General features: G+C 37.3%; 19 protein-coding genes. 6 read left to right on the top strand and 13 right to left on the bottom strand.

The features are described 5' to 3' along the window. Positions 1-392: 392 nt before the first annotated feature. Complete coding sequence (locus ACNQFZ_RS19050) at positions 393-953, bottom strand: isoprenylcysteine carboxyl methyltransferase family protein (RefSeq protein ID WP_458412883.1); 561 nt, start codon at positions 951-953, stop codon at positions 393-395. Between the two features lie 12 nt (positions 954-965). Continuing rightward, a complete protein-coding gene (locus ACNQFZ_RS19045) occupies positions 966-2,054 on the bottom strand; it encodes a type III polyketide synthase (RefSeq protein ID WP_458412882.1) in 1,089 nt (362 codons plus the stop codon). A 304-nt stretch (positions 2,055-2,358) separates the two neighbouring features. On the opposite strand from ACNQFZ_RS19045, the gene ACNQFZ_RS19040 reads away from it, so the two are divergent. Continuing rightward, positions 2,359-2,814, top strand: a complete 456-nt coding sequence (locus tag ACNQFZ_RS19040) for a chemotaxis protein CheX (RefSeq protein ID WP_458415448.1) — start codon at positions 2,359-2,361, stop codon at positions 2,812-2,814. 38 nt (positions 2,815-2,852) lie between these two features. Here the strand turns inward: ACNQFZ_RS19040 and ligD (ACNQFZ_RS19035) are convergent, their stop codons facing one another. From ligD (ACNQFZ_RS19035) to ACNQFZ_RS19020, 4 genes are all read right to left on the bottom strand, one after another. Further along, positions 2,853-3,770: a non-homologous end-joining DNA ligase gene (gene ligD, locus ACNQFZ_RS19035; protein ID WP_458412881.1), complete on the bottom strand. Its 918-nt coding sequence runs from the start codon at positions 3,768-3,770 to the stop codon at positions 2,853-2,855. After that, positions 3,731-4,702 (bottom strand): non-homologous end-joining DNA ligase, encoded by a 972-nt coding sequence (gene ligD, locus ACNQFZ_RS19030; protein ID WP_458412880.1) that lies wholly within the window; start codon positions 4,700-4,702, stop codon positions 3,731-3,733. The genes ligD (ACNQFZ_RS19035) and ligD (ACNQFZ_RS19030) overlap by 40 nt, the downstream gene beginning before the upstream one ends. A gap of 22 nt (positions 4,703-4,724) precedes the next feature. Beyond that, a complete protein-coding gene (gene ku, locus ACNQFZ_RS19025; protein WP_458412879.1) occupies positions 4,725-5,570 on the bottom strand; it encodes a non-homologous end joining protein Ku in 846 nt (281 codons plus the stop codon). Between the two features lie 133 nt (positions 5,571-5,703). Continuing rightward, complete coding sequence (locus ACNQFZ_RS19020; protein ID WP_458412878.1) at positions 5,704-6,297, bottom strand: beta-class carbonic anhydrase; 594 nt, start codon at positions 6,295-6,297, stop codon at positions 5,704-5,706. Positions 6,298-6,649: 352 nt separating this feature from the next. Between ACNQFZ_RS19020 and ACNQFZ_RS19015 the strand changes: the two genes are divergently transcribed. Genes ACNQFZ_RS19015 through ACNQFZ_RS19005 form a run of 3 tightly spaced genes read left to right on the top strand, consistent with a single transcriptional unit; the run spans position 6,650 to position 8,958 of the window. Further along, the gene (locus ACNQFZ_RS19015) at positions 6,650-6,790 is read left to right on the top strand and encodes a cytochrome c oxidase subunit 2A (protein ID WP_458412877.1); all 141 of its coding nucleotides are present in this window, start codon (positions 6,650-6,652) and stop codon (positions 6,788-6,790) included. Positions 6,791-6,820: 30 nt separating this feature from the next. After that, positions 6,821-7,300 carry a cytochrome c oxidase subunit II gene (locus tag ACNQFZ_RS19010; RefSeq protein WP_458412876.1) on the top strand — a complete coding sequence of 160 codons (480 nt, stop codon included), beginning with the start codon at positions 6,821-6,823 and terminating at the stop codon, positions 7,298-7,300. Further along, positions 7,300-8,958 carry a b(o/a)3-type cytochrome-c oxidase subunit 1 gene (locus ACNQFZ_RS19005; RefSeq protein WP_458412875.1) on the top strand — a complete coding sequence of 553 codons (1,659 nt, stop codon included), beginning with the start codon at positions 7,300-7,302 and terminating at the stop codon, positions 8,956-8,958. The genes ACNQFZ_RS19010 and ACNQFZ_RS19005 overlap by 1 nt, the downstream gene beginning before the upstream one ends. Positions 8,959-9,036: 78 nt before the next feature. On the opposite strand, the gene ACNQFZ_RS19000 is transcribed toward ACNQFZ_RS19005, so the two are convergent. Then, positions 9,037-10,554, bottom strand: coding sequence for a carboxypeptidase M32 (locus ACNQFZ_RS19000; protein WP_458412874.1), 1,518 nt, complete (start codon positions 10,552-10,554; stop codon positions 9,037-9,039). Positions 10,555-10,754: 200 nt separating this feature from the next. Here ACNQFZ_RS19000 and ACNQFZ_RS18995 point away from each other — a divergent pair, with 200 nt between their 5' ends. Further along, on the top strand, positions 10,755-10,880 hold the full coding sequence (locus tag ACNQFZ_RS18995; RefSeq protein ID WP_458412873.1) for a hypothetical protein: 126 nt from the start codon (positions 10,755-10,757) through the stop codon (positions 10,878-10,880). A 54-nt stretch (positions 10,881-10,934) separates the two neighbouring features. Here the strand turns inward: ACNQFZ_RS18995 and ACNQFZ_RS18990 are convergent, their stop codons facing one another. From ACNQFZ_RS18990 to ACNQFZ_RS18970, 5 genes are all read right to left on the bottom strand, one after another. Beyond that, entirely contained in the window at positions 10,935-12,074 is a 1,140-nt protein-coding gene (locus ACNQFZ_RS18990; RefSeq protein ID WP_458412872.1) for a THUMP domain-containing class I SAM-dependent RNA methyltransferase, read from the bottom strand. 173 nt (positions 12,075-12,247) lie between these two features. After that, on the bottom strand, positions 12,248-12,565 hold the full coding sequence (gene gpsB, locus ACNQFZ_RS18985; RefSeq protein ID WP_458412871.1) for a cell division regulator GpsB: 318 nt from the start codon (positions 12,563-12,565) through the stop codon (positions 12,248-12,250). Between the two features lie 88 nt (positions 12,566-12,653). Then, on the bottom strand, positions 12,654-13,223 hold the full coding sequence (locus tag ACNQFZ_RS18980; RefSeq protein WP_458412870.1) for a DUF1273 domain-containing protein: 570 nt from the start codon (positions 13,221-13,223) through the stop codon (positions 12,654-12,656). 88 nt (positions 13,224-13,311) lie between these two features. Beyond that, positions 13,312-13,653 carry a CotD family spore coat protein gene (locus tag ACNQFZ_RS18975; protein ID WP_458412869.1) on the bottom strand — a complete coding sequence of 114 codons (342 nt, stop codon included), beginning with the start codon at positions 13,651-13,653 and terminating at the stop codon, positions 13,312-13,314. 127 nt (positions 13,654-13,780) lie between these two features. Next, a complete protein-coding gene (locus tag ACNQFZ_RS18970; RefSeq protein ID WP_458412868.1) occupies positions 13,781-15,043 on the bottom strand; it encodes a ribonuclease H-like domain-containing protein in 1,263 nt (420 codons plus the stop codon). A 289-nt stretch (positions 15,044-15,332) separates the two neighbouring features. On the opposite strand from ACNQFZ_RS18970, the gene ACNQFZ_RS18965 reads away from it, so the two are divergent. Continuing rightward, a complete protein-coding gene (locus tag ACNQFZ_RS18965; protein ID WP_458412867.1) occupies positions 15,333-15,458 on the top strand; it encodes a hypothetical protein in 126 nt (41 codons plus the stop codon). Between the two features lie 169 nt (positions 15,459-15,627). Here ACNQFZ_RS18965 and ACNQFZ_RS18960 read toward each other — a convergent pair whose 3' ends face one another. Then, entirely contained in the window at positions 15,628-17,895 is a 2,268-nt protein-coding gene (locus ACNQFZ_RS18960; RefSeq protein WP_458412866.1) for a DEAD/DEAH box helicase, read from the bottom strand. Positions 17,896-18,060: the final 165 nt, after the last annotated feature.

Genomic DNA, 18,060 nt, shown 5'->3' with positions numbered 1-18,060 from the left:
ATTGCTCAATTATTTTTCACAAAAAGGAAGAAATTTGTCGTACAAAAAAGACACGAAGAGCGTCACTATGCTACTCTATCATGTCTTAAAATTTTTTCAATATTGAATCATAAGTATGTAAAAAACAAGCCTACCCATCCACCAACAAAATTTATCTAATGAGAACGTGTCCGCGGGTCGACTTTGCGCAGAATATAATACATAAGAAAACCACAACTTATAAATGTAGCTGAAATAAAGGCGAATACCATTTCACAACACCACCCATTCCATTTAATACCACACTGATAGTGATAATTATTATCATTATCCCGATACTTTTATATTATCACCATTGATACCCATTTTCAATAAAATTATCGAAATCGTTTACATCTTGTCCGAGATTTCTATTATAGACGTTCCCTCGTCGGCGCAAATCTGGAACGGTGGTGAAATACGGCTTTATAATCAGTTTCCCTTATTAGTGCCTTTTCCTCAATTGGGATTCGTATGCTTAAAACAATCATATTTAATAAAGTGAAAATAAGCGCTGTCCAAAAGGCATTAAACATGAGCGGAATCACCAATAGTTCAATAACAACTACCAAATAATTGGGATGGCGAATGAATTTATATGGTCCCTTTGAAATGATATTTACATTTGATACGATGATAATTTTTGTATTCCAGAAACGGCCTAAAGACAATAAACTCCAAACCCGTAAACTTTGTGCCAATGTAAAAAATAGTAAAAACAAAATCCATAATGCTGAAAGCGATTTTTCTAATAAAACCACCTCCATCATTAATGAAACAAAAAACAGAACATGGACAAGAACAATATATTTATAATGCCCATTTCCGACTTCATATCCACCATTTGCTTTCATCCATTCTTCATTTTTCTTGGCAATTCGAAGTTCAACAGCCCTTTGTAGGATAACCAATGAAACAAAAATGATAAAAAACATACAATAATCCCTCTATTCCCAACGTAATAATAAAAATTCAGAACTAAAACCCGGCCCAACTGCACAAGCCAACCCTAGTTCCCCTTGACGCGCCCGACTTTCTAAAAATTTTTTTAGAACATAAAAAATCGTCGCCGAAGACATATTCCCGTAATTCGATAATACTTCCAGAGGAATCTTGATTTTATCGGGAGGTAACCGCAAGGCATCAACATAGGCTTCCAATACTTTTTTACCACCGGGATGTGCAACAAAGTGATGAATCTCCTTTAAAGATTGGTTTTGCTCAATCATAAATTTTTCAACACTATCGCGCACCCATGTACGCACAATCGATGGAATATCTCTTGAAAAAATAACAAAAAGGCCCTCATCCCTTACATCCCACCCCATTACGTTTTCAGAATCGGCCATTAACGTTGATTGAGTCGCAAAAATAGCCGGTAGATATTGATTGTCATTTTTTCTTATGAGGGCAGCCTCTGGTCCACAAACCAAGGCACAGGCCACACCATCCGCAAATAATGAGGTTCCCACTAGATTGCTTTTAGAGTGATCATCCTTTTGAAAGGTTAAACTGCAAAGCTCCACACAAAGAACAAGAACCTTGGCTTTTGGATATGCTTTGCAATACTCAAAAGCTCTAGCAAGTCCGGAAGCTCCTCCAGCACAACCTAACCCCCAAATAGGAATACGCTTACAATGCTCTTGAAATGGCAATTTATTCATGATTCTAGCTTCAATACTTGGAGTAGATAAACCACTGGAAGAGATAAAGAAAATAGCATCAATTTCTTCATAGGGAACTTGTTTTTCTAGACAGGTTGGATTTTCTAGACATTCCTTTATGGCGCTAACTCCAAATTGGACGGCTTTTTCGATAAAAATATTATTTTTTTCTGCAAATGAATGTTCATCATAAAACCATTCAAGTGGCATCGAAAAATACCGCTCCTTTATTTGCCCGTTTTCAAAAACTTTTAATAAGCGCTCTATTTCCTGAAAAGAATTTTGAAACATTTCTCTAGCAAATTGAACGGTTGCTTCTTGTGTCAGTTTATATGGAGGTATACAAAGACCTACTGATGCAATCTTAGCCATAAATGATCCTCTTCTTTCGTTCATTTACTAGCTATAATTTCCAATAACTGATTTTTTTAGACAAAAAAAACCTCTCTAGAATAGAGAGGCTGATAAACGGTTTCTAGATAGAATACCGACGTTTTGAAGGTTTGTTGTGCAGTTTTATTATAACCGATTTATAAAAGTATTACATTGTAAAAATTTTGCAATGTAATTAAAAATTAGTGAATGTTATAGATTAGTAATTTACTCCTGCTGTTTTTATGATATCATGTACCTATTCACGAATACATACGATGTATCGCAAAATGAGGTGGTTACACTGTCTATTGGAGAGAAAATTACTCATGTACTAAATGGAACAATCGAATCAGTTAGAGGAATTATCCCTACTACACTTAGCATAGGAAAACCTTCGCTTATGACTGAACCCTTGGAGCAAACTGAGATTGGCGTTCTTATCGGAATGGTGGGCCACGTTAGAGGGCGATTAGTAATTGAAAGTAAAGCGAATATTTTTGGAAAAATTGGAGAAATCATGTTTGGAATGCCTCTAGAAGGAGAAATGCTGCAATCATTTACAGGTGAACTTGGAAATATGCTTGCGGGGAATCTATGTACAATTGTTGCACAACAAGGCGTAGACATCGATATTACTCCACCAACAGTGATGGTTGGAGCTTCCAAACTTTATGGATTTGAACGTGCCTTTCGTGTACCGGTGGAAATAAATGAACTTGGCGAACTCCAAATTATTTTAATGGTAGAAGGAAAATAGAAACCAACGTTGAAACCAAGAGAGGCTGAATATGATCATTATGTCAGCCTCAAATGGTCAAGGACAACCTTTAAAGGTTGGCTCCGTTTCGCTTCGAAAAATTCTTTCCTGAAGGGACAGCCCTTTTCTTCTAGTCTCCGTTCTATCGATTCCATCGGAAAAGCATCTGGATGAAGTTTTTCATTTACTTCATCCCATTGTAACGGTGTCGCAGCCAGTGCATCGTCATTTCCTCTTAAAGAATAGGGAGCGACAATTGTTTTACCTTCCGCGTGCTGAATATAATCTACGTATAATCTATTCCCTCGTTTTGATTTTAGTCTTTCCGTTGTAAACCAGTTTGGCTCTTTTTCAACTAAATATTGGGCAACAAAAGCAGTAAAAACCCTCGTATCCTCGTAAGTAAATGTGTCATCTGGTAAAGGAATATAAATTTGCAGTCCTTTATTTCCAGACGTTTTCACGAAGGATTTTAAATGTAATTTATTAAACACTTCTTTTAACAAAAAGGCGGCCTCTACAGCAAGTTTGAAATCTCTGCGTGAAGGTGGATCCAAATCAAACACAATTTCCGATGGTTTATTTGAATGAATAGTAGAAAATGGTATATGGTATTCTATGGCGGATTGATTCCCCAGCCATAATAAAGTTGCCTGATCTTGGCAAATAATAAAATCTGTATCGTCTTCATGAAATGACTGAACAAAGTCCGGGGCGTAATCTGGACAATTTTTCTGGTAAAACTTTTCTTTTTGAACGCCATCAGGGAAACGAATCGTTGTTAATAAACGGTCTTTTAAATAAGGAAGCATGTAAGGAGAAACAACAGACAAATAATTTAAAAAATCAATTTTACGAATCCCCCGGGACGGCCATAGTACTTTTGTTATATTTGTCAGTTGGACACACTTGTCCGCTATAACAAGTTCATTGATTGCTTCCGTGCTTCTTCCCATGTACATGCCTCCCATGTTAAATCTAATCGAAACCGTGAAAACCGAGGTTGTCTGATTTTGTCCTTGTACCAATCAAGAAAATACAATTCAACACAAATACTTGGCTTTATATAAATAAACTGGGAGTCCTCCTTCACCGCATTTGCCTTGATAATTTTTTGTAAGGCTAATATTTCCTCTTCACTCATTCCGTTAAGAAATAAGCCTGCATCAAAAATGGCGCCACCTTTGAGCAATCCGACATGGAAATATCCATTTTGTTTCTCAAAAGAAAGGATAAAGAAATTCGCATTTCGCCAATTTTTTACTTTCAGCCAATTCAATGTCCTGCTTCCTTCAACCCACGTGCTATTTATCCGCTTTGCTACAATCCCTTCCCCGTTTTCAAAGACAATTTTCCTCCAAATTTCCTCACTACTATTAAAAAATTGAATATTCTTTAGTTTGGAATCATACCCTGGTTTTCCATTGCAATGCAACTCTATTTCATTAAAAACATCCAATAGAGATTCTTTTCTTTTTTGCAAAGGTTTTTCCATAATAGGAACACCGCTGATCATAAGTAAATCAAAAGCGATAAAATGGGCAGGAAAATCGTTTGCTAATGTCAAAATCTTGCTTCCATTTTTTGAACGCCCCCTAATTTGAATTTTTTCGAAGCTGGCCCGGTATTGTGATTCTAATATAACAATTTCTCCATCTAACACTAAAGGAAGATGGTATTTTAGAATATCAATTTTCGCTCTTATATCCTTCGTAATTTCCGGAAACGCGTTGGATATGTTCTTCAAGTTTCTACTTATAAGTTCAATACGATCTTCATAAAGGTAAAGTAAAGCTCGAAAGCCATCGTATTTTGCCTCATATACCCAGTCGGACCCCTCTGGTATACTTTCTACTAATGTTGGCAGCATCGGCCTTAATGTTACCATTGAGCTTTCACCTCAACTCCCCTCAGCTCGTTTTTTTCTTCCTTACATTCAGCGTTTTCTTTTTCCTTGGCGCTTCCTCCTGATTGCGATTTGGTATGATTGGTTTTGTTTGATCAATACTAGCCTGTAATGCTGCCATTAAATCTACTACATTTGATTTCGTTGCTTCCTTCGGTATCGTAATATCCTCGTCAGAAACCTTTGCTTCGATTAATTCCATTAATGCTGATTGATAATCATTCGTATATTTTTCTGGTACAAACGGTGTTGTCAGTTGCTCAATAAGCTGGGTTGCCATATCCATCTCTTTTTGTTCGACTTTTATGTCCTCGTCAATCCCCGGCACCTGTTCAAGATGACGAACTTCATTGGGATAAAAAATAGTTTCAAGTAATAAGCCATTTTGATAAACTCTTACGGCCGCTAAGCTTTCCTTAGAACGGATTGTAATTTTGGCAAGTCCAATTTTTCCGGTCTTGTTCATTGCCTGTTTTAACAAGTGATATGATTTTAGGCCATTGTCTTGCGGGCCGAGAAAGTAGGACTTTTCAAAGTAAATCGGATCAATTTCTTCCAACTTGACAAAATCAATAATTTCTATTGTTTTATTGCTTTCTGGAGCAATTTCTTTAAGCTCTTCATTTGAAATCACAACAAATTTCCCTGGCTCGTATTCATACCCCTTGATCACTTCATCATTTTGAACTTCACGATTACAAACAGGACAAACTTTTTCATACTTAATTGGACTATGGCACTCTTTATGAATCGAGCGAAAGCTAATATCTTTGTTTTCGGTTGCCGCAAATAAATTAATCGGTATATTAACTAAACCAAAGCTAATGGAACCTTTCCAAATCGTATGCATCTGCTATCCACTCCTACGTTAAAATTCACAACTTTCGCCCATAATAGCGAAAGTTGATGTTCTTTCTTATACTATCCACGAGAAAAGGTTTACATTCTGATAGTAAAAAAAGACATTCTATAGATAGAATGTCTCATTCATTGTTCTCTTTTTCAGTTTCATCTAGTTTTTCATACCCATCGACAATCACATCTAATTTGCCTGTTTCTGGATTAATAACTAGACCGTGGACAGGAACTTCTTTGGGAAAAAGCGGATGATTGCGAATTAGGCTTACAGATTCTTCGACACTCTCACCGACGTTAGAAAATCCTAATAACCATCGGTCAATATCGATTCCAGCATGACGTAAAATATCAACTTTTTCACTTGAGATGCCTCTTGAAATCGCTTCATCCAATATATGATCTGCTGATAATCCCGTCATCCCGCAGTCATGGTGACCAACAACATATACTTCCTCTGAATGTAATGAATAGACGGCAACCAATATGCTTCTCATAATACTACCGAATGGGTGGGATACAAGTGCTCCAGCATTTTTAATAATTTTTGCATCGCCATGTTTTATATTCATAGCTTTTGGCAAAAGATCTGTCAACCTAGTATCCATACATGTTAAAATGACCATCTTTTTGTCTGGATATTTTGTTGTTTTAAACTGTTCATATTCCTTACTCTGAACAAACTGTTCATTGTGCTCTAAAATTTCCTGTAATCTTTTCATATAAATAAAAATCCTCCTTAACCAATGAACTTACTTTTTATACTTTTTCCTATAATTACTATCCAAATAACATTTTTCCTGTTATTTCCTTCTTTATTTTAAACGCAATTTTTGAAAAAAAGAAAGGGAATATTTCACTTACTTTTTCACAATCTGTTCACAACTTTTTCATAAAAAAACCTACTGTATCAATATTTTAACAGTTTCCACTATATCAATAGTTTTTATATTACTTGTGAACGTTTTGTGAAAAATGTCAAAATGTGATGGATTCGATTTGTTTCTTTTGTAATATAAAAGCATAATGTAAGTTTTACTTCATAAACCAATTTCTTGGAAGGGATGTGATGAAATGGCAAAACTTGAAACGCATCGTAAGACTGAAGTAGAGGATTCAGGTTCATTAAAGGGCACTTTGCTATCAGTAGGTATTCTCGGACTTATTCTTCTTGGTACTTGGATTGGAATTTTTAATTTATTCTTATCACGTTAATAGACTATTTGAAAGGAGTTATCAGAATCCATGCACATTCATAAGTATGAAAAAATTTGGTTGCTATTCGGGATTGTATCACTGCTTGCATTCACAATCACAATTGGAGTAAGTGCATTTTACATGGGAAATCAACCGCCAAGCTGTCTGGTTACAGTTGACCCAGCTAAAGTGAAAACAACAGCACCATTTGATAAACCCGGACTTAAGCAGGTTGGAGAAAAGGAATACGAATTAGTTGTAGTTGCTTCTGCGTTTAACTACGATGTTGGACCAGATAAGGTAATTAAAATCCCTGTTGGTTCAAAAGTAAACTTTATTGGTACTACACTAGATGTTATCCATGGTTTTGAAGTAGCAGGTACAAATGCAAATATGATGTTAGAGCCTGGTTATATTAACACAGTTGAAACTACTTTTAAAAAGCCTGGAAAATATACAATCGTATGTAATGAATATTGTGGTCTTGGTCACCACTTAATGTTTGCAACTGTGGAGGTGGTTGAATAATGAAAGGCATCGCTAGTATTAATAGTAAAGACGCAAAGCTTACGATGGCGCACCTTTACGTTGCATTTATCGCTTTATTTCTAGGTGCAACAGCAGGTTTGCTTCAAACGCTCGTACGTTCAGGTAAAGTAACCTTACCTGCCGGCATCACTTATTATCAAGTTCTTACAGTTCATGGTGTACTATTAGGTCTTGTCTTAACTACTTTCTTTATTATCGGATTTATTGAAGCATCACAAAGTAAAGTTTGTGGAACATACTCAGCGGGTGAACGCCGCACTGCTTGGATTGGTTATTGGATGATGACAATTGGTGTTGCCATTACTGCAACATTCGTATTACTTGGTGAAGGTTCTGTCCTTTATACAATGTATGCACCTTTAATGGCCCATCCACTACATTACATCGGTTTAACACTTGTTGTCGTAGGTAGCTGGGTAGAAGGTTTTGCAATCTTCCATCGCCATGCACGTTGGAAAAAAGAAAACCCTGGGCAAACTTCACCGCTTTTAAGCTTTATGGGTGTAGCTACCATGATTCTTTGGTTAGTAGCTTGCTTAGGTTTAGCAACAACTGTTTTAGTACAAATTATTCCTTGGTCTTTAGGACTTGTTCCAACAATTGATATTTTAATCAGCCGTACATTATTCTGGTATTTTGGTCACCCGTTAGTATATTTCTGGTTACTACCTGCTTACATGACTTGGTATGTAATTATACCTAAAATTATCGGTGGTAAAATCTTTAGTGATTCATTAGCTCGTCTTTCTTTCGTATTATTCTTGTTATTCTCAATGCCAGTTGGATTCCACCATCAATTGCTTGAGCCAGGTATTGATCCATTCTGGAAATATTTACAGGTTGTATTAACTTATTTAGTAGTAATTCCGTCATTAATGACTGCATTCTCATTGTTCGCAACATTTGAAATGCGTGGACGTGAATTAGGTGCTACAGGTATTTTCGGTTGGTGGAAAAAGCTCCCTTGGAAAGATGCTCGTTTCCTAGCTCCATTCATGGGTATGTTATTATTCATCCCTGGTGGCGCCGGCGGTATTGTTAATGCATCTCACCAAATGGACCAAGTTGTTCATAATACGATTTGGATTACAGGTCACTTCCATTTAACGGTTGCATCAGCATGTGCTTTAACATTCTTTGGTATTACATTCTGGATGGTACCATCTATTACAGGTCGTAAACTAACTACAAAAATGAATAAATTTGCACTTATCCAAACTTGGTTATGGACAATCGGAATGGTATTTATGTCATCAGCAATGCACGCGGCTGGATTATTCGGAGCACCACGTCGTTCAGCTTTCTCAACATATGCCGGCAACGAAGATTCCCTAGCTTGGATTCCTTACCAAATTGCCCAAGCAGTTGGCGGAACGTTATTGTTCATTGCTGCGTTATTAATGGTTATCATCTTTATCAACCTTGCCTTCTTTGCTCCAAAAGGAGAAGAAGAATTCCCTGTTGGTACCGTTCATGAGAATGCTGAAAAAGTACCAGTGGTCTTTGATAACTTCAAAATTTGGATTGCAGTAACATTTGTATTAATCTTATTTGCTTACACAATCCCATTTGTAGATATGATTACAAATGCACCTCCAGGATCACCTGGTTATACTAATGTTATCGGACGTCAATAAGAAATTCCATGAAATTAATCACAAGGGGCTACACCCACAATAAAATATTTTATTGTGGGGTGTAGCCCCTATCGTTTTTTATAGTTGATAAATACTTGCGTATTTTTCCTCAAGATAGTTAATTAAATAGTCTGGATTCAATCCTTCTCCAGTAACATCCTGTAGGATTTCAAGCGGCTTTTTTAATTTGCCATATTGATGAATATTCTTTGTTAGCCATTCTTTAATTGGCTGCAAATTCCCGGACTTCAATAATTCATGGTAGTTTGGAAGTTCTTTTAGCATTGCTGCTCTAAATTGAGCTCCATAAATATAGCCTAATGCATAAGATGGAAAATATCCAAAGCTGCCACCTGCCCAATGGACATCCTGAAGTACCCCTTCTCCATCATGTTCAGGTTTGACCCCTAAATACTCTTCCATCTTCTGATTCCAAATCGCCGGTAAATCCTTTACCGCAATTTCATCATTAAACAACCCTTTTTCAATTTCATAACGTACCATAACATGAAGCGGATAGGTTAATTCATCGGCTTCAATACGAATTAAGGATGGCTTTGATTCATTAATTCCTTTATAGAAATCGTCCATTGATACAGCATCAAATTGCCCATTCCCATATGTTTTTATTTTTTCATAAAAGTAGTCCCAAAAGTGATAGTCCCTTGCGATGTAGTTCTCCCAAAAAAGTGATTGCGATTCATGAATCCCCATTGATGTACCTTCACATAGTGGTGTCCCGATTAAATCTTTGGATATGTTTTGTTCATACAAGGCATGACCGCCTTCATGAATCGTTCCGAAAACAGCAACCCTAAAGTCGCTTTCAACATATTTCGTTGTCACCCTTACATCGCCTGGATTTAAAGTAATTTCGAATGGATGAACGGTTTCATCAAGTCGCCCCGCTTCGAAATCATAGCCCATTTGCTTTAAAACCTCGATACTGAAAGCTTTTTGCTGCTCTTTAGGAAATGTTTGAAATAAAAAGCCTGTCTTTGGTTTGTTTTCAGACTTCGCAATTTTCTGAACGAGCGGTACAATTCGATCACGTAATTTTGCAAAGGTTTCATCTAAAATCGCTACCGTCATCCCAGGTTCATACTCATCCAATAATATATCGTAGTTATTACCACCTTCTTTTACAGGTCCCCAGTAACCAATAAACTTTTTATTAAATTCAACCAATTTTTCTAAATAAGGACGAAACATTTCAAAATCAGCTTTATCCTTTGCTTCTTCCCACACTGATTCCGCTTTTGATTGCAGGATGACATATTCCTTATATTCTTCCTTCGGAATTTTTGTGTTGCGGTCATAGTCCATTTTACACTCTTCAACTGCTTTTTTCGTAATTTCAGAAAGGTCCTCTACGTTTTCCAAGCTTGAAATGAAGTTTGCCATTTCATCTGAGATCGACATTTGGAAAACTTCCTGTGAAATCATTCCAACCACTTCAGAACGTTGTTCAATCCCTTTTTTCGGCGCGCCTGTTCGCATATCCCAAAAAATTAAATTCAGTGCTTCATTGTAGGCCATCATTTTTTTTACGTACTCTAAAAATTCAGCTTCTGTCTTTTTTACTGATTGTTCCATCATCATGCCCCCATTTTCAATAGTCTGATTCCATATAGATGAAATTATAGTTCATTTTGATTTCAAAATATATTTTTATGCATTCTACCATTATAGGCAGGTTGCTAACAAATTATCATCTGCACGAATTAATTCTTCGAATGATTATATTGTAAATATATGTTAATGATAATAATAAAATATGATTGAGAGGGATGTTTATGCTGGAAGCAGCTGATATTGCCCTATTTATGGTGAAGGATATTGCTCAAATTATAGCGGGAATGGCTTTATGTGTAGGATTTTTTTCATTTCTTGCCTATACATATGTAAACATGCTGCGGTAAGAGCCTCTAGGCAGGGCCCCTACCGCTGCAGACCTTTGGTCACGCCACCTGAGGTTATGCTCTAGGTGGTCGTTTACCCCAATATTGAAAATAATTTGTTTGAATGAATCCATTGAACAGCTTTCTTTTTTTCGTTGCCTCTTTACCATATAATTTTTCAAAATCCGGGTGGGATGTCAGCATATAGATAGACCAAGTGTCATATGGTGCAAACGCCTTGCCCATGTCTTTATACATTTGCTCGACTACTTCTTTTTCTCCGAGCCGCTCTCCATATGGTGGGTTGCCGATGATGACGCCATATTCCTTTTTCGTTGTAAAATCTTTAACCTGCATTTGTTTAAATTGAATAGCATCAGCAAAGCCTGCTTCCATAGCATTTCCTTTTGCCATTTCCACCATTTTGTGATCTATATCAGAGCCAATGATATCTAAAGCTTGGTCATATTTAGCTAAATCCTCCGCCTCTTGAAAGGCGTTGTCCCAATGTTTCTTTTCAATCCAATGCCAATCTTGTGAAACAAATTCGCGGTTGAATCCTGGAGCAATGTTTTGTCCAATGAGAGCCGCCTCAATTGGAATTGTACCTGAACCACAAAACGGATCGACAAATGGCCGATCTGGTGTCCAATTTGTGAGCATTACAAGGGTTGCTGCCAATGTTTCTTTTAACGGTGCCACACCTTGGTCGGCACGATATCCACGCTTATGCAGGCCTATGCCGCTAGTGTCAAGTGTCAGCGTTACTATATCCTTTAGCAAAGCCACTTCAATCCTAAATAATGGCCCTTGTTCATCAAACCAGCTTGTCCGATGGTAATGTTGTTTTAGATTTTCAACAACTGCCTTTTTGACAATAGCCTGACAATCCGACACACTAAAAAGCTTCGATTTAACCGACTTGCCGATTACTGGAAATTCGGCGTCTTCAGGAATAAAATCTCCCCAAGGCAGTGCCTTTGTTTTTTCAAATAATTCATCAAAGGTCGTCGCTTTAAATTCTCCGACTTTTAATTTGACCCGGTCTGCCGTTCTAAGCCAAAGGTTAGCCCTGCAAATGGCCAAAGGGTCTGCCTCGAATGTTACCTTCCCATTGTCCACCGTTACATTCTCATATCCTAAATCTCTTACTTCCTTTGCAACTAAAGCTTCAATGCCCATTGCAGCTGTGGCAATTAACGTAATTTTCTCCATGTTTTTAACTCCTACTCCATTAACTCTAGTGACCAAATTCTACAAATTATTCTTTGTTTAGTCTAGCAACAAAACCATCATTACGCAAACAGCTCAAAACTAAAAAGCTCTTTCTAACAAACAAAGTTTAGAAAGAGCTTCGTCGAAAAGCTTGTTCAGATGATTTATATATTTTAATCGAATAATTTACTTCCAAAAACATGCTTTTCCAAATTTGATAGACGTTTTAAGATATCGTAATTTGTATTTCCTGTGCCAACACTTGATGCAGCAGGTGCCGCTGAACCCTTTCTTTGAACTTCTTCCAACTGTTTTTTCAGCCGTAAATTCTCTTGTTGAAGAGACTCAATTTCTTGTTGAAAGGTTTCATAATCTTTAATTATTAAATCAAGGTATTGATCGACCTCATCCTTGTTATAACCTTTTATACCACTTTTAAAATCTTTTTCTAAAATTTCCTTTGCTGTTAACTTAACTTTATCTGCAAGCATGAACATTCACCTCTACATGATACCCCTACATTATTTTCTTCTATTTTTTCAAAATATATGTAAATTGTCAATGGGACAGACGACTCTGTTAAGACCAATAATCAGGATCCTCCATCCGTTCCTCTTCCGCTAAAACCTGAATGTCATAAGGAGTAATGGTCTGGATTTTATACAATCCATCAACCCTTTGTTTCTTTCTAGCCATTTCAAGCATATATGTTGGAGTACCACCTGTTTCTTCATCAAACAATATTAATAAGCCATCACTTTTATTAATAAAAAATTGATTTTTGCTACGAAACTGGGATGGATTCTCGTATTTTCTTTTTGTGATGCTATCTACGTAATCAGCCTGGGCAAGGATAAACTGATAATGCTCTTGCTTCTCCTCCTTCCAATTTACTTCTTGCTCCAAAAACGGCGTAATGACCGCAAGTTTCAAATTAGGGTAAGCTTCTTGAAGTTCAATCGTAACCTCTGCAGCCCACAACTCTACACCTAATTGCCCACTAATAAGCACCCATTCTAGCTCCTCATCCTCCAATAACTGAATAATATTCTTTTTTAACGCTAATTTTATGTATTTTAACCCCGGATGATTATCATTAAAAATACCAATTTCATGGGGTTTGTAGCCTGTTATAGCATATACACTCAAATAATCCACCTACTCAGAAATAAGCAAAACCTCCGCCAACGTGTGCGGGAGGTTTTGCCCTACTCTACTTATTTTTTACACATATGGTTTATAGATAAGGGCCAGCGGCCATCATGCCTGGTGCAAATCCTGGTGCCATCCCTGGAGCAAATCCTGGTGCCATTCCCGGTCCCATCCCCATACCTGGCTCCGGACAACACATATTTGGCATTGGTTCCGGACAGCAATTAATATGCTGGTGGCAAACATCACATACATGTGAAACAGTGTGCGGGCAAGTGTGTACATGCTCAAACATTTTGTGATGGTGGAATGTTGTATGTGAAGGATGAATATGCGGTACTTGGTACACCTCCGTATCATGAACATTGAATTGTTTTGTCGGACTCACGATTGGGCTTAACACTACTGGTGGTCTGTTATAAAACATATCTTCTGATCTCCTTTCTGTTTTTGGTTAGTTTACACTAATAACCTATGATTTCGAATGGAGACATGTACTAATGTAAATACCTATTTTATGATAGTCACTTGCCCTTTTACTAAACGTTTCACCGTTATATTTTTATTTTGTCTTGCAGTCGATTTATTCGCTTCAGAAGTGCCTCTTTTTCCTGATCTGCTTTCGTTTTTATAATCCTTGCTTTTTCTTTCCATCCATTATAAGCAATCATTGCATAATATAATGCTTTTTCATAATCTTTACGCTGATGTTCATAAATTTTTGATAATTCAGTCGCAACCTCAACATCAACCGTCGCTGTGTTTTCTACTATTTTTGTCCAAATTTGCTCAGCTTTATCATACTGCTTTTGTTTTTTATACAATCCGGCGAGGGCTTTTCCCGCTTGATAAGTAATTGGATTCCTGCTGCATGTAAGTTCTTCATAGAGATGTGTTGCAATTTTAAATTGTCCAACTGCCTCAAACCAACGTGCAATTTCATACTTCTCCTCTGTGCTAATAGAAAGTGAAGGGAGATTTAATAGTTTCTTTGAAATATGAATATACAACGTTATTAATGACAGGACATCAATTTCATTATGGGTAAAAACTCCCTGAAGTCCTTTTGGATCATGGTCCTTTAAAAAATCAAAATAAAGGAGCGGTGCCAAAAATCCCGGAACATCGTGGTCACGCGCAATATTTAAAATTTCTTTTTCAACGATGGATAAACGAACAGAAGGCAGTTTATTTTTCCATAGACGCCGAGCTGCATGTAATAAATCAAAATGACCAAATGCCGGCAGCTTGGGAACAGCATCACGAATCAACGTATGACGTGTTTTAATCTGTGGCCAGTCAAAGGCCTTGCCATTATAGGTTGTCAGTTTCATTGAATGATAGTCTCCAATATCAGTTAAAAAGCCTTGATACATTGCAATCTCACAACTTGGATTCGGCAAAAAATGCTGTTTTACAATGACATAATCCGAAAATACTTGAGCATAGCCAATTAGAAAAATAGTATTGCCAACGCCTCCCCCAAGCCCTGTCGTTTCGGTGTCAAAAAACACCATCCGAGAAGGCTCTTCACCCGTAAATGAAAGGGGATGTTCAAGTGCTTTCTCCTCCCAAAGATTGACAACCTCATTTAATTCACTAAAACGGTGTGACCCATGAAGAAAGTCTATTGGATAGGAAACCTCCCGTATCATTGAAAATTGATCATCAAAATAAAAAGGTTTCGTTTGAAAGGCATGCCATTCTTCAAGAAATGGGATATCTTCTGCATTCCTAGCATCAACTTCCCGCACTTTCTCATCGTCGTTATTGACTATATGTTTTTTAAAACGATTAAGTTTATTTTTTAATGTCAACGTAGTTCACCTACTTTTAACTCTATCATTCTTGAGATGCTAGTAGAATTATAACATATTTGTGAACATTGTATCGCTCTATCTAGAAAGGAGTAGTCTTTAATAATTTTTTATTGCGAATTTTCAGCCTATTGTGTACAATATTAATAATCCCTAACAAGAATTTGGTTGTAACTATAAAACACAAAATGTAAGCGATTACATCTTAGTGCTTAGTTCACAGTCTAGAGTATTTTGCTATGGGAGGCATTTTACAGAACATGATTCTAAAATAAAGGAGGTGAAAAAAATGGAGCGTGATCGTTGCATTAATTGTGGTGAAGAGTTATCTGTTATCGAAAGAAATCGATGTGAGTGTTTAGATTGCAGGGAAAGAACAACAATGGCATATTCAGATGATTTACATGAGGAGTAAACATACCTTTCCAACAAACATATCTATAAGATATTTGTCGCTTCAAAGTCTCCTCACTTATCATCATCTGTACAAATCATAAATTCATCGTTCCAAATTCTCTTGTTGTAGTGCTATTGAAATTTTAGCTCCTATAATTCACTAATAGAATTATAGGAGCCTTTTGGATTCATCGAAACAATTCTACAAGCTTTAATGAAAGTTGCTTCCCATCTTCCCCTGTACCCTCCATACCGATACAAGACGGACAGCCTGATTCACACTTGCAATGTGAGATAATTCTTTCAGTTTCGTTCAGCAGTTCCTCCATCATCTCATATACCTTTTCGCTCAAACCTACACCCCCAGGGTAGCGATCATATAGAAAAATGGTTGGTTTCTCATTGTGGACAGCTTTTACCTGTGGCACAACATGGAGATCAGAAGGATCACACATCACATGTAAAGGCGCGACATTTCGTAGAACGTTCGCAATCCCAACTAGTCCTTGTTCAAGTTTTTTCTCAGACATATATTCTTTTATTTCACTATTTAAACTAATCCAGGCTGCGTTTGTATGAAGTTCCTCTTCGGGAAGATGGATTGGTCCAGAACCGATATTTTCATGGGTTTCAAATTTTATCTTTTTAAAAATCGTTGCCATCGCTTGGACAGTAACATCCCCAAATTCAATCGATGCCTGCTCCACTTTCCTCTCTTTATCAACCTCAAGAACACGCAACTGTACAGCTAAATTGGCGTCTGTATAATAATCGACATCAACTTCCCTTACGAACGCTTTTTTCTCTTCCCAATCTAATTTCTCGACTTGGTATTGGACCCCTTCATGTAAATAAATTGCTTCATCATGAAGAAGCGTCATTGCACTAAAACGGTCCATTTCCCCAATTACTTTTACGTGGGCCACATCTGATTGATCAATAATGACAACATTTTCCTGGGACGCTGATCGCAGGCTGATATTATGGGCTGGAAATGATTGATTCATCCAATACCACTTGCCATGATTGAAATGCAGTACTTGTTCTTCTGTTAAAAATTCCAATATATCGTCAAGTTCGATCCCATCAAATGTATCGCCTTCTTTAAAAGGCAACTCGTAAGCAGCGCACTTTAAATGGTCTACTAAAATAATCAAATTGTTAGGATTGATTCGTGCCGTTTCCGGGCTGCGATTAAAGAAGTATTCGGGATGCTGGGTGACATATTGATCAAGTGGTGTTGATGATGCGACCATAATAATAAGTGCTTCACCTTGTCTACGTCCGGCTCGTCCTGCCTGTTGCCAGGTGCTGGCGATGGTCCCAGGATAGCCTGTCATGACACAAACTTGAAGTTGCCCGATGTCAACTCCTAATTCGAGTGCGTTTGTACTAACAACGCCATAAATATCGCCATTACGCAAGCCCTGCTCAATTTCCCGCCGTTGTTTTGGCAGATAGCCACCACGATAACCGCGAATGGATTTTGGACCTAGCTCTTTTTGTACAAGCTCCTGTAAATACGTGAGAAGGATTTCAACCCGTACCCTGCTTCTAGCAAAGACAATGGTCTGTATTTTATTTTTCAAAAATTCGCCTGCTATCTTCCGAACCTCCAGCGTTGCACTTCTTCTAATATTAAGCGGTTTATTGACTACTGGTGGGTTGTAAAAAACAAAATGCTTCTTTCCTGCTGGTGCCCCATTATTATCAATTAGAGTAACCTTTTCCCCTATTAAGTTTTGAGCTAATTCCTTTGGGTTAGCTATCGTTGCCGAAGTGCACATAAAAATCGGTTTGCTACCATAAAACTCGCAAATTCGTTTCAAACGCCTGATTACATTTGCAACATGGCTTCCAAACACGCCACGGTATATATGCAACTCATCAATGACGATATACTTAAGGTTTTCAAATAATGAAACCCATTTCGTATGATGCGGCAAAATAGCTGAGTGTAGCATATCAGGGTTGGTGATTACTATATGCCCGGCTTGGCGTACCTTTTGGCGAATATTCGCCGGTGTATCCCCGTCATATGTATAGCTATTGATGTTAATCCCAAGTTCTTGGATAAGTTCATTTAACTCACTTTTCTGATCCTGAGCAAGCGCTTTTGTTGGAAAAAGGTATAACGCACGGCTCTCATGATCTTCAATGATGGATTGAAGTACTGGAAGATTATAACAAAGTGTCTTACCCGATGCCGTCGGAGTAACTGCTACAAAGTTTTCTCCTTTTCTTGTCGTCTCAAATGCTTCCCCTTGGTGTGTATAAAGCTCCTGAATGCCTCGATTTTGAAAAGCAAGCCTCAGCCTTTCATCTATTGAATTAGGAAAAGGGACCGTCCTAGCCGCCCTTTCGGGAATGATGTGCCAGTTTACGATGTTTTGTGAAAACTCTTCCTCATTTTGTAAATGGTCAATGATTTCTTGAAGGTTTTTCCTGAATTGCATTATAGTCACCTCGATTTTACTATCTTCATTTTACGAATAAACGTTCGTGAAGTAAACCTTAATAATTATCGTTTTTTCCTATTAAATTAAAAAAATACTGGAACCTTTCTGGAATAGTTAAGATATCCTTACATGAAAGGAAAATACTTGATTTCAATTATGAAC

The organism is Schinkia acidoalkalinis (assembly GCF_054301215.1).
The sequence above is the reverse complement of the archived record's forward strand: the minus strand, read 5'-3'. Positions and strand labels throughout refer to the sequence as shown.